The organism is Caballeronia catudaia (assembly GCF_001544755.2).
Taxonomy (GTDB): domain Bacteria; phylum Pseudomonadota; class Gammaproteobacteria; order Burkholderiales; family Burkholderiaceae; genus Caballeronia; species Caballeronia catudaia.
The window spans coordinates 49,758-62,228 of record NZ_FCOF02000021.1 but is presented as its reverse complement, the minus strand read 5'-3'; the positions used below and the strand labels follow the sequence as shown (position 1 = coordinate 62,228).

The following is a 12,471-nucleotide window of genomic DNA, read 5'->3' as shown; positions in this document are numbered from 1 at the left end:
AGGGTACGCGAATGATCCGACTGTACAGGTCTCTGGTGGTGATTCGGGCAGCGGCGGCTTTCGGTGTAACAGCGGTATCAGTAACAGTGAACGCGGCGGAGCCCGCGCAACCGGCCAAACCGGATGTGGCAAGAGGGCAGGCCATCGCGACTCAGGTGTGCGCGGCGTGTCACGCAGCGGACGGCAACAGCGCCGGCGCGGCATTCCCGAAACTGGCGGGTCAGCACGCCGAGTACATCGTCAAGCAGTTGAAGGATTACAAGACGCAGCCGGGCGCGAAGGCGCCGGCGCGCAACAATCCGATCATGGCGGGCATCGCGGGCGCGCTGTCGGATCAGGACATGGTGAATGTCGCGGCGTATTTCGCGTCGCAGAAGACCAAACAGGGCTACGCGCGCGACAAGAACGACGTCGCGCTAGGCCAGAAGATTTATCGCGGCGGCATCGCGGACAAGGGCGTGCCGGCGTGCGCCGCCTGCCACGGCGCAACGGGCATGGGCATTCCGGTGCAGTATCCGCGGCTGTCGTGGCAGTGGGGCGATTACACGGTGGCGCAGTTGAACGCCTTCGCATCGGGACAACGCGCCAACAGCGAGCCGATGCACGCCGTCTCTTCCCGCATGAACGAAGCGGAGATGAAGGCGGTGGCGGATTACATCGCCGGGTTGCACTAACGCAGCAGTCAGCGTCTAGCGGTTTCCGGCGTCGAATGCGGGAATCGCCCATACTACGAAGCCGGTCCCGGGAACATCCGAGAAGACCGGCGCAAAAACAAGAAAAGGGTGGGACGTCGGTCGATCAGACCGCCAGCGTCTCCACCCTTTTTTGCTGTCCAGCCGGAGTTTGAATGAGCGTCACCACATCGGGTTTGCAGTCGAAGTCGAGCCGCCGCGCCGTCAGGCATTTCATCGAGCTCGTCAGTTCGATGCGCTTCGCCATCGCATTGCTGGTCATTCTGGCGATCGCGAGCATCATCGGCACGGTGCTCACGCAAGAGGATCCGTATCCTAACTACGTGAACCAGTTCGGCCCGTTCTGGGCGGACATCTTCCGCGGCGTGAGCCTCTACAACGTGTACAGCGCGTGGTGGTTCATGCTGATCCTGATTTTCCTCGTGATTTCGGTGTCGCTGTGCGTCATCCGCAACAGCCCGAAGATGATCGCGGATATCAAGAGCTGGAAGGATCGCGTGCATGAAGGCGGCCTGCGCGCGTTTCATCACAAGGGCGAGTTCACGGTTGCGACGAACCGGTCGCAAACGGCCGCAACGCTCGAGCGCCTTGCCGCGAAGATGGGTTATCGCACCGTCACGCGCCAGACCGACAACGGCGCGACGCTCATCGCGGGCAAGCGCGGCGCAATGACGAAGATCGGCTATATCTCGGCGCACGTCGCGATCGTGGTGATCTGTATCGGCGGGCTACTCGACAGCAATCTGCCCATCAAACTGCAGATGTGGATGTTCAACAAGACGCCGGTGAGCAGCAACGCCGTCATCAATGACATTCCGCCTGAGCATCGGCTCTCGACGTCGAACCCGACGTTCCGCGGCTACGCGTGGGTGCCCGAAGGCCAGTTTGTCGGCACCGCGATTCTGAACCAGCAGGACGGCTCGATCATCCAGGACCTGCCGTTCTCGATTCAGTTGAACAAGTTCATCGTCGATTACTACTCGACCGGCATGCCAAAGCTCTTCGCGAGCGACATCGTCGTGATCGATCACAAGGCGGGCAAGCGTATTCCGGCGCGCGTCGAGGTCAACAAGCCGTTCACATACGACGGCATCTCGATCTATCAATCGAGTTTTCAGGATGGCGGCTCGAAGCTCGACATGACCGCCTGGCCGATGACCGGCGGCAGCGCGAAGGCTGCGCCCTTCAGCGGCACGATCGGCGGCACGGCGCCCATCGGCACGCAGTTCACGGGCGCGCAGGGGGAAACCGTCGAATTCACCGATTTCCGCGCAATCAACGTCGAAAACATGACTGATGGCAGCGGTACGCCGGATGCGCGCGGCGTCGGCAAGAAGGAAACGCTGCGCGACGCGTTCGACGAGCGTCTCGGCTCCGGGGCGAAAACATCGAAGCCGACCGATCTGCGCAATATCGGACCGTCGGTGCAATACAAGGTGCGCGGCACGGACGGCCAGGCGCGCGAGTACAGCAACTACATGCTCCCGGTCGATGTCAGCGGCCAGCGCATGTTCCTCGCCGGCATGCGCGTGAGCCCGAACGATTCGTTCCGCTATCTGCGCATCCCCGCCGACGAACAAGGCACCGTCAGGCAATGGATGGATTTGCGCGCCGCGCTCGCCACGCCGGCCACGCGCGCGGAAGCCGCGCATCGGTTTGCACTGCGTTCGGTGCCGGCGGAAAACGCCGAGTTGCAAAAGCATCTGGAAGAAAGCGCGATCCGCGTGCTGAATCTCTTCGCGGGCGTCGACGAAACCGGCAAGCCCATCGCGAATGCTCAGATGAATGGCGGCTTCCAGGGCATCGCGATGTTCATCGACAAATCGGTGCCGAAGGGCGAGCAGGAAAAGGCGGCGGGTTTGCTGATGCGCATGCTCGAAGGCGCGATGTGGGACGTATGGCAGATTTCCCGAGAGCAAAACGGTCTTCCGGAAGCTAAAGTGGATGAAAAGAACTCCGCGTTCGTGCAGTCGTCCATCAACGCGCTTTCCGACAGCTTTCTGTACGGTTCGCCGGTCTTCCTGCAACTGGACAACTTCAAGCAGGTGCAAGCTTCGGTATTCCAGTTGACGCGCGCGCCGGGTAAAAATCTGGTGTATCTTGGCAGCCTTCTGCTGGTGGTCGGTATTTTCGCGATGTTTTACGTGCGCGAACGCCGGCTCTGGTTCTGGCTCAAGGATTCGGAGCGGGGCGGCGCGAGCGTGCTGATGGCGATGTCCACCGCGCGCCGCACGTTCGATTTCGAGAAGGAATTCGTACGCACACGCGCGCAGATTGCGGCGGCGCTCGGCGTGAAGCTGGCCGAACCGGCTGATCCGTCCGCGACCTCAGGCGCATCCTCGGCGCAAACGCAATCCGAAGCCACGGGCTCGGAAGTTTCGACACGGTAAGATCATGGACCTTTCTCAAACCTCCTCTCACGCACCCGCCAAGACGGAACGTCCGGCGCAGGGCGGATTGCCCGATGTCGCCGCGTTCGACGACCGTCCGTTTCTACGCCGCCTGACGCCGGTCGACTGGCTCTTCGCCCTCGCGATGGTCGCGGGCGCGGGCTTCGCGCTCAATCGCTATCACGCGTACATGGACGTGTACGACATGGCTGTGCTGATCGGCGCGGTGCCGACGTTCGTCGTGCTCGGCTGGCGCTGGAAACCGGTGCGCCTTCTGATCGCGATGATCGCGGTGCTCGCGCTGTCGTCGATCCAGCTTTATCAGCACGATCTCGCGCGCGCCGACACCAATTTCTTCCTCAAATACTTCCTGTCCAGCCAGTCCGCGATTCTGTGGATGAGCGCGCTCTTCATCCTCGCGACACTCTTCTACTGGATCGGCCTCGTGACGCGCTCGCAGACCGGCGGCGCGATTGGCTCGCGCATGACGTGGGTCGCGGTGCTGATGGGCTTCACCGGCCTGATGGTGCGCTGGTACGAGTCGTACATGATCGGCACGGACGTCGGCCATATTCCGATTTCGAATCTCTACGAAGTCTTCGTGCTGTTCTGCCTGATCACGTCGCTGTTCTATCTCTACTACGAGCAGCATTACTCGACGCGAGCGATGGGCGCGTTCGTGCTGCTCGTCATCAGCGCGGCGGTCGGCTTCCTGATGTGGTACTCGATCGCCCGCGACGCGCAGCAGATTCAGCCGCTCGTGCCCGCGCTGCAAAGCTGGTGGATGAAGATCCACGTGCCGGCGAACTTCATCGGCTACGGCAGCTTCGCGCTTTCGGCGATGGTTTCCGTCGCGTATCTCGGGAAACAGCGCGGGTTCATGGCGGACCGTCTGCCGTCGCTCGAAGTGCTCGACGACGTCATGTACAAGTCGATCGCTGTCGGCTTCGCGTTCTTCACCATCGCGACCATTCTCGGCGCGCTGTGGGCCGCGGAAGCGTGGGGCGGTTACTGGAGCTGGGACCCGAAGGAAACGTGGGCGCTGATCGTGTGGCTGAATTACGCGGCGTGGCTGCACATGCGCCTGATGAAGGGTTTGCGCGGCGCGGCGGCTGCGTGGTGGGCGCTCACCGGCTTGATCGTGACGACTTTCGCGTTCCTCGGCGTGAACATGTTTCTGTCGGGCTTGCATAGTTACGGCAAGCTTTGATCGGCTGCATCGAACGGGAGAAAACCGCTATGCGTCGCGCTGGCGGTTTTTTTTCGTCAGGCGATGGAATACGGGCATTCAATCTGCTGTTTGTCCGTATATGAAAGAAGGAGCAACGCTTCATGTGGATCAGACGAAATCGCCATCTCTATGGCGATGACATCGCGGGCCATGAAATCACGCCGCGCGACGTGTTCGAGAACCGTCGGCTCATGCTGCGCTCGATCGGCGCGATGGGCATGCTGAGCGCGACGGGCCTCGCGCACGCGACGATGACATCGCCCGATGCGAAAGGCCAGAAGCTGGCCGCGACGACCAATCCGAAGTTCGTCGCGCTCGACAAGGCCACGTCGCTCAAGGACATCACGACCTACAACAACTTCTACGAATTCGGCACCGACAAGGGCGATCCCGCCGAGCATGCTGGCGCATTGCGTCCGCGGCCGTGGAAGGTTTCCGTCGAAGGCGCGATCAAGAATCCGAAGGTCTACGACATCGGCGATCTTCTCAAGCTCGCGCCGCTCGAAGAACGCGTGTACCGGCTGCGCTGCGTCGAAGGCTGGTCGATGGTGATTCCGTGGATCGGCGTGTCCTTGTCCGAGCTCATCAGGCGTGCCGAGCCGACGGGCAACGCGAAGTACGTGCAGTTCATCACGCTCGCGGATGCTTCGCAGATGCCGGGCCTCTCGACGCCGATCCTCGAGTGGCCGTATTCCGAAGGCCTGCGCATGGACGAGGCGATGAACCCGCTTACGCTGCTGACGGTCGGGCTGTATGGCGAAGTCCTGCCGAATCAGAACGGCGCGCCGGTGCGCGTCGTCGTGCCGTGGAAGTACGGCTTCAAGAGCGCGAAGTCGCTCGTGAAAATCCGCTTCGTCGAAAAGCAGCCGCCGACGAGCTGGAACCTGTACGCGCCGAGCGAATACGGCTTCTATTCGAACGTGAATCCGAATGTCGATCATCCGCGCTGGAGTCAGGCGACGGAGCGGCGCATCGGCGAGGACGGTTTCTTCACGCCGAAACGCAAGACGCTCATGTTCAATGGCTACGGCGATCAGGTCGCGTCGCTGTATCAGGGCATGGATCTGAAGAAGAATTTCTGAACGATGTCGTCCGCATCTCAGATCAAAAGCACGCGCGTCGCGACGGGACCGCGATGGATCGTTCCGGTGAAAGTCGCCGTGTTCATCGCGATGCTGTTTCCGCTCGCGCGTCTGATCTTTCTCGGCGCGAATGGCGGATTGGGCGCGAATCCGATCGAGTTCATCACGCGCTCGACCGGGCTCTGGACGCTGGTCTATCTGTGCGTCACGCTCGCGATCACGCCCGTGCGACGCCTGACCGGCGTGACGGCGCTCGCGCGCTTTCGCCGGATGATCGGACTCTTCGCGTTCTTCTTCGCCGTGCTGCATTTCACGACGTACATCTGGTTCGACAAATGGTTCGATGTCGCCGAGATGGTGAAGGACATCGGCAAGCGGCCGTTCATCACGGTGGGCTTCACGGCGTTCGTGTTGCTGATTCCGCTCGCCGTCACGTCGCCCAAGGCGATGGTCCGCAAGCTCGGGCGTCGCTGGCAGACCTTGCATCGCGCGATCTACCTGATCGCCGCACTCGCCATCCTGCATTTCTGGTGGATGAAGGCGGGCAAGCACGATTTCGAACTGCCGAAGATTTATGGTTCGATCGTGATCGTGCTGCTCGGCTGGCGCGTGGTCGCGTGGCTTCGAGGGCGAACCAGACGCGCATGAACCAGCGCATAAAAAAAGCGACGTCTTGCGAGCGTCGCTTGTTTCATCGAAGCGCGAAACGTCAGTCCGGCAGAATCGATTCCCCGGCGAACAACTGCGCAACCGTCTCGCGCTCGCGCACGAGACGCGCGCGTTCGCCATCGACCATGATCTCGGCGGCGCGCGGACGCGTGTTGTAGTTCGAGCTCATCACGAAGCCGTAGGCGCCGGCGGAGCAGATCGCGAGCAGGTCGCCCGGTTCGATGGCCAGATCGCGATCGCGTCCGAGCCAGTCGCCGCTTTCGCACACTGGACCGACGACGTCGTACTTGTGCGCCTTCGCGTTGCGCTTCTCGACCGGGACGATGCGATGAAACGCCTCGTACATCGCGGGGCGCGCGAGGTCGTTCATCGCGGCATCGACGATGGCGAAGTTCTTTTCCTCGCCCGGCTTCAGGAACTCGACGCGTGTGAGCAGCACGCCCGCATTGCCGACCAGCGAGCGCCCCGGCTCGAAATACACTTCGCGCTGGCCGTGGCCGCGCTTCTCGATGTGATCGAGCAGCGTCTTCACGAACACGCCGATATCGGGCGGCGTTTCGTCGTCGTAGGTGATGCCGAGCCCGCCGCCAACGTCAACGTGGCGAATGCGCATGCCGTCGGCTTCGATCTGCTCGACGAGCTCCAGCAGCTTGTCGACCGCATCGAGATACGGGCTGATTTCGGTGATTTGCGAGCCGATATGGCAATCGATGCCGACGACATCGAGATTGGGCATCGCATGCGCTTCGCGGTATGTTGCGCGCGCATCGCTGAACGCGACGCCGAATTTGTTCGACTTCAGGCCGGTGGAAATATAAGGATGCGTTTTCGCATCGACGTCCGGATTCACGCGCAGCGACACGGGCGCTTTCTTGCCGAGCGACTTCGCCACTTCGTTCAGCGCGTGCAGCTCGGGAATCGATTCGACGTTGAAGCACTTCACGCCTGCTTCGAGCGCCTCGCGCATTTCCGCAGCCGTCTTGCCGACGCCGGAAAACACGGTGTTTTCGGCTTTGCCGCCCGCCGCGAGCACGCGTGCGAGCTCGCCCGACGACACGATGTCGAAGCCCGCGCCGATGCGCGCGAACACGTTGAGCACGGCGAGATTGCTGTTCGCCTTCACCGCGACATGCACGGTTGCCTTGCGGCCGGCGCAGGCATCGGCGTATGCGTGATAGGCGCGTGAGAGCGCGTCGCGCGAATAGACGTAGAGCGGCGTGCCGAACTGTTCCGCGAGCGACACGGCGGAGACGCCTTCGGCGTGCAGCACGCCGTCGACGTAATGGAATGCGGGATCACTCATGCGTGGAATCGAGTTGCGCCAAGGAAGGCGTTAAGACTTGCGGATCAGTAAGCGGACGATGCGGCTTTCGGCGCAGATGCAGCGTTGGGTGCGGCGTTCAGTCCGGTCTCCGGCGAGAGCGTCAGCGGCTCTCCCGACGTGTCCGGAACGCTGCCCGCGCGCGATGCCGTTTCGCTGCCCGGAGTGACATTCGAAGGCGGCGTATTCTGGAGATCGTTGGGACGTTGCGGCAGCGGCGGGACTGTCGGCAGATAAAGCGGACCGCGTTGCCCACAACCGCCGAGCGAGAGAGCGGCAGCGGCGGTCAAGGCCAAAGCCGCTACAATCGCGCTCATCCTGAAAACGACTCGCATGACCGTCCTTATACGTTTAATCGATGGAGTTTAGCATGACAGACCAGGAATACCTGACGCTGGCGGAGGCCGCGCTGACGGCCATCGAGCGCTCGGTGGACGCAGCCGAGGCCGATATCGAATTCGAGCGCAGCGGCAATGTGCTCACGCTGGAATTCGAGAATCGCACGAAGGTGATCATCAATCTGCAGCCGCCGAAGCACGAGATCTGGCTCGCGGCGAAGGCGGGCGGATTCCACTACAAATACGTCGACGGCGCGTGGCGCGATACGCGCGACAACAGCGAATTCTTCGCCACGCTGACCAGGTATTCGACCGAGCAGGCCGGCGAGCCGGTCCGCTTCAAGGCGTAATTCAAGGCATAAAAAAAAGCGAACGGGTCTTTCGACCCGTTCGCTTCGAATTGTGCAAGAGCGCAAACGCCGCGCTCACTGCCCCTTGAACAGATTCATGATGTCCTGCTTTTCCTGTTCTCCGACTTCCGGCGCGGGCGCCGTCACGCCGGCTACGCCTTCCTGCGGCGGCGCCTGACTGACGCCGATCGTTGCGACGAAGCCGTGGCCCGGCGTCATGTCGTCGAAGTACAGTTCGTTGCCGAGCGACGTGATATCGGGCGGCATCAGCGGCTTGTACTCGGGCACGCCCTTGAGCGCACGGCCCATGTAATCCATCCACACCGGCAGCGCGAGACCGCCGCCCGTTTCCTTGTCGCCGAGGCTGCGCGGATTGTCGTAGCCGATCCACGCGATCGCCACGAGCGTGCGCTGATAGCCGGCGAACCACGCGTCGCGCGAATCGTTCGTCGTGCCGGTCTTGCCGGCGAGATCGCCGCGCTTCAGCTGGTTCGTCTTCGCGCCCGTGCCGTGCTGCGCCACGCTCTGCAACAGGCTGTTCATCACGAACGCGTTGCGCGGTGTGATCGCGAGCGGCGCGCTCTGCTGCGCGACGAGCGGTTGCGGATGCGATACGACGCGCCCGTACGGATCGGTGATATCCGCGATCAGATACGGATTCACGCGATATCCGCCGTTCGCGAACACCGCGTAGCCCGCCGCCATCTGCAGCGGCGTGACGAGGCCCGCGCCGAGCGCCATCGGCAGATAGGCGGGATGACGATCCGCATCGAAGCCGAAACGCGTGATGTACTGCTGCGCGTATTTCGTGCCGATATGACTCAGGATGCGGATCGACACCATGTTCTTCGAGCGCTGCAGCGCGGAGCGCATGCTCATCGGGCCGTCGAAGCCGCCGCCGTAATTCTTCGGCTCCCACGCCTGGCCGCCGGTCTCGGCGGCGCTGAAGAAGAGCGGGCCGTCGTTGATGATGGTCGCGGGCGACAAACCCTTTTCGAGCGATGCCGAATAGATGAAGGGTTTGAAGCTCGATCCCGGCTGGCGCCAGGCCTGCGTCACGTGATTGAACTTGTTCTTGTTGAAGTCGAAGCCGCCGACGAGCGCGCGGATCGCGCCGTCCTGCGGAACCATCGAGACGAACGCGCCTTCCACTTGCGGCAGTTGCGTGATGACCCAGTTGCCGTCGTCGTCTTTCATGAGCCGCACGATCGCGCCTGGACGAATACGCGCGTTCGGTTGCGCTTTCGGGCTGAGCGCGAACTGCACGAAGCGCAGATCGTTGCCGGCGATCGTCGCCGTGTTGCCGTCGATGAAGCTCGCCTTCACTTCCTTCGGATTCGCCGACGTCACCACTGCCGCGACGATCTCGCCGTTGTCGGGATGCTCGGCGAGCGCGTCGTCGATGGCCTGCTCGCGGTCGTCGGCATCTTTCGGCAGGTCGATATAGCCTTCCGGCCCGCGATAGCCGTGGCGGTGCTCATAGTCCATCAGACCCTTGCGCACCGCGCGATAGGCGGCGTCCTGATCGGCGGAATCGATCGTCGTCACGACGTTCAGGCCGCGCGTGTACGCTTCCTCGCGATACTGGGCGTACATCATCTGACGCACCATTTCCGCGACGTACTCGGCGTGCACGCTGAACTCGCGGCCCTGTCCCTTCACGACGAGCGCCTGCTTCACGGCCTGTTCGTACTGGTCCTGCGTGATGAAGTTCAGCTCGTGCATGCGTTGCAGGATGTACTCCTGCCGCACCTTCGCGCGCTTCGGATTGACGACCGGGTTATACGCGGACGGCGCTTTCGGCAGACCCGCGAGCATCGCGGCTTCGGCGAGCGAAATGTCCTTCAGATCCTTGCCGAAATAGACGCGCGCCGCGCTCGCGAAGCCGTACGCGCGCTGCCCGAGATAGATCTGATTCATATAGACCTCGAGAATCTGATCCTTCGTCAGCGCGCGCTCGATCTTGTAGGCGAGCAGCATCTCGTAGATCTTGCGCGTGTAGGTCTTTTCGCTCGACAGGAAGAAGTTGCGCGCGACCTGCATCGTGATCGTGCTCGCGCCCTGCGATGCGTGGCCGTTGGTCAGCGCGACCGTGCCCGCGCGCAGGATGCCGGTGAGATCGACGCCGCCGTGATCGTAGAAACGTGCATCTTCGATCGCGAGAACGGCTTTTTTCAGATGATCGGGCACGTCCTGAATGCGCACGACGCTGCGGCGTTCCTCGCCGAATTCGCCGATCAGAAGGTGATCGGCCGTATAGATGCGCAGCGGCACCTTCGGCTTGTAGTCGGTGAGCGCCTCGAGCGAAGGCAGGTTCGGCATTGCGACGACGAGCGCGTAGCCGAGGACGAGGCCCGCGCAGACGACGAGTGCAAATACGCCGACGAAAAAGCCGAGGAGAAGCCGCGCCCACCACGGGCGCCTGGCTTTCTTGGGCCCTTCGGGCGGCGTGGACGGCGGGTTGTTCGGGGAAGAGGATTGCATAGCACCACCAAAAACGGTCCCGCGATTATAGCCGCCCGGATTTGGGAGATTTCTGAGCGGTCGCGGCGCACGCGGCCGTCACGTATGCCTGCCGCTGTCTTCAAGATACGCGCGATCCGGTCCGGAAGCATCCGGATATCGCGAGCGTTGGCCGTTCGGCCGAGTGTTCGCCGCCGATGACGCTCGCGACAATCCTTCCCCATCAGGCGCCCGAACGGTTCGGCGCGCGATTGAACGGAAGGAGTTGGTCATGAGCAAGGAAAAAGCGCTGCGCGGCGCGATGCTGACGGTCACGCGGCGCTATGCGGCGGGCATCGACGTAAGCGAGGACGCGGTGCGGCTCGCCGTCGTCAGCAGACGATTGCGCGCGAACGCGTCGGTGTGCGTCGAGCATCTGGAATCGGTGGCGTTGCCTTCGGGCGCGGTGGTCGATGGCGATTTCATCGATCGCGCGGCCATCGTGAGGGCGTTGCGCGAAGCGTTCGCGCGCTTGCCGGAAACCGGCGCATGGCGGGCGCTGCGCTGCGCGATGGGTTTGCCCGCCTCGGCGACGCTCACGACTCAGGTTCCGCTTGCTCGTCTGATCGATGTTCACGATCACTTCGCGGGCAACATCGGCGGCGACCCGCGCGGCTTTCTCGAACCGGCCGTGCTCGCCGAAGCCGAGCGCGCGGCGGGCATCGAGCGCGGCGCACTGGCGGTCGACTGGTCCGTGCAGACGCGCGAGGACGGCGAGGCGCAGGTTGCGATTGCGGCCACGGCGCGACGGCATGTCGAGGCGCGCGTCGAGACGGCGGCGGAGGCGGGCATCGCGCTGTCGGCCATCGACGGAGAGCCGGCAGCCGCGTTGCGCGCGATGCGCCACGCCGGCTCGACCGAACTGGACGCCGATGCGCGCTATCTCGTCTGCTGGCTGGAAAGCACGGGCTTGCACGGCTGGCTCGTCGGCTCGCGCGGCGTCGAAAGCGAACTGCGCTATCCCGCGCCGGAGCATCGGAGCATCGCCGAGGCGCTTCACGATCTCGTCGGCCAGGACGCGCCGCTCGATTGCATCTACGTCGGCGGGCAAATCGAATTGCTGGCGCATGCGAGCGTTCCGGTCCCCGCGCTCGGCAAGACCTTCGGCTGTCCGGCGCTGCCCTTCGAGGCCGCGCCGTATTGCAACGGGGCATCGGGCGTTTCGTCGGCGTACAGGCATTCGCCGCGTTTCGCCGTCGCGTTCGGACTTGCATTGCGCGAGGTGATGCAATGAACGCGGCCATGCTAGAAGGATTCAACCTGCTGCCATATCGCGCCCGCAGGCGCCGTGAGATGCGGCGTCAGCGGCTCGCGTTGCTCGGCGCGGTGACGCTGGCTGGTTGCGCGGCCGTCGGCGCCGTGGCTGGCTGGGATGCGTTCGAGCGCATTCGCCTGGATGAGCGGCGCGTGGCGCTCGAGACGTCGTTGCGCGCATCGGGCGCCCAGATCGACGAACACGCGCGGCTCCTTCGCGCCGAAGCCGAACGGCGTCGCGCGCGCGACGCCGCGCAGCCGCTGGCTTTGCCACGCGAGCGCTTCCTGGCGCTGCTCGAAGCGCTGGCGGAGGCGCCGCCGCAGCGCGGCATCGCGCTGCAACGCGTGTCGCAGCGAACGGGTGAAGTCGAGCTAGCCGCGCTCGCGCCCGATTCGCAGGCGGCAGCGCTTTGGCTCAAGCGGCTGGAGCGGCTGCGTGGCGTGCAGTCGGTGGAAGTGATCGAGATGAAGCGGCGCGCGGACTCGGTTTCGCCGGGCAAGCGCGCTGCATCGACGCCGATCGAAAACCGTCCGGCGCATTTCGAATTCGTCGCGCTCGTGCGTTATGCACCGGATCATTCGCGCGATCAGGCCGCGTCGCGTCAGGCGCGGCCCGTATTGACGGCCGTGCGGGGGAACTGA

General features: G+C 63.4%; 11 protein-coding genes. 8 read left to right on the top strand and 3 right to left on the bottom strand.

Features of this window, described 5'->3' with window-relative positions; all coding sequences use genetic code 11:
* Window positions 1-11 precede the first annotated feature (11 nt).
* From AWB75_RS21750 to msrQ, 5 genes are all read left to right on the top strand, one after another.
* Window positions 12-674, top strand: a complete 663-nt coding sequence (locus AWB75_RS21750; RefSeq protein WP_061126172.1) for a c-type cytochrome — start codon at window positions 12-14, stop codon at window positions 672-674.
* Between the two features lie 173 nt (window positions 675-847).
* A complete protein-coding gene (locus tag AWB75_RS21745; protein WP_061126145.1) occupies window positions 848-3,082 on the top strand; it encodes a cytochrome c biogenesis protein ResB in 2,235 nt (744 codons plus the stop codon).
* A gap of 4 nt (window positions 3,083-3,086) precedes the next feature.
* The gene (gene ccsB / locus AWB75_RS21740; protein WP_061126144.1) at window positions 3,087-4,292 is read left to right on the top strand and encodes a c-type cytochrome biogenesis protein CcsB; all 1,206 of its coding nucleotides are present in this window, start codon (window positions 3,087-3,089) and stop codon (window positions 4,290-4,292) included.
* Between the two features lie 122 nt (window positions 4,293-4,414).
* The gene (msrP, locus tag AWB75_RS21735) at window positions 4,415-5,395 is read left to right on the top strand and encodes a protein-methionine-sulfoxide reductase catalytic subunit MsrP (RefSeq protein ID WP_061126143.1); all 981 of its coding nucleotides are present in this window, start codon (window positions 4,415-4,417) and stop codon (window positions 5,393-5,395) included.
* Between the two features lie 3 nt (window positions 5,396-5,398).
* The gene (msrQ, locus tag AWB75_RS21730) at window positions 5,399-6,043 is read left to right on the top strand and encodes a protein-methionine-sulfoxide reductase heme-binding subunit MsrQ (RefSeq protein ID WP_061126142.1); all 645 of its coding nucleotides are present in this window, start codon (window positions 5,399-5,401) and stop codon (window positions 6,041-6,043) included.
* 61 nt (window positions 6,044-6,104) lie between these two features.
* Here the strand turns inward: msrQ and lysA are convergent, their stop codons facing one another.
* Together lysA and lptM are read right to left on the bottom strand one after the other, a co-directional pair.
* Window positions 6,105-7,367 (bottom strand): diaminopimelate decarboxylase, encoded by a 1,263-nt coding sequence (gene lysA, locus AWB75_RS21725; protein ID WP_061126141.1) that lies wholly within the window; start codon window positions 7,365-7,367, stop codon window positions 6,105-6,107.
* Window positions 7,368-7,411: 44 nt separating this feature from the next.
* The gene (gene lptM, locus AWB75_RS21720) at window positions 7,412-7,720 is read right to left on the bottom strand and encodes an LPS translocon maturation chaperone LptM (RefSeq protein WP_061126140.1); all 309 of its coding nucleotides are present in this window, start codon (window positions 7,718-7,720) and stop codon (window positions 7,412-7,414) included.
* A gap of 35 nt (window positions 7,721-7,755) precedes the next feature.
* Here lptM and cyaY point away from each other — a divergent pair, with 35 nt between their 5' ends.
* Window positions 7,756-8,073: an iron donor protein CyaY gene (gene cyaY / locus AWB75_RS21715; protein WP_061126139.1), complete on the top strand. Its 318-nt coding sequence runs from the start codon at window positions 7,756-7,758 to the stop codon at window positions 8,071-8,073.
* 75 nt (window positions 8,074-8,148) lie between these two features.
* Here the strand turns inward: cyaY and AWB75_RS21710 are convergent, their stop codons facing one another.
* Window positions 8,149-10,557, bottom strand: coding sequence for a penicillin-binding protein 1A (locus AWB75_RS21710; RefSeq protein WP_061126138.1), 2,409 nt, complete (start codon window positions 10,555-10,557; stop codon window positions 8,149-8,151).
* A 250-nt stretch (window positions 10,558-10,807) separates the two neighbouring features.
* On the opposite strand from AWB75_RS21710, the gene pilM reads away from it, so the two are divergent.
* A complete protein-coding gene (gene pilM, locus AWB75_RS21705) occupies window positions 10,808-11,809 on the top strand; it encodes a type IV pilus biogenesis protein PilM (RefSeq protein WP_061126137.1) in 1,002 nt (333 codons plus the stop codon).
* Window positions 11,810-11,817: 8 nt separating this feature from the next.
* On the top strand, window positions 11,818-12,471 hold the full coding sequence (locus AWB75_RS21700; RefSeq protein WP_235012192.1) for a PilN domain-containing protein: 654 nt from the start codon (window positions 11,818-11,820) through the stop codon (window positions 12,469-12,471).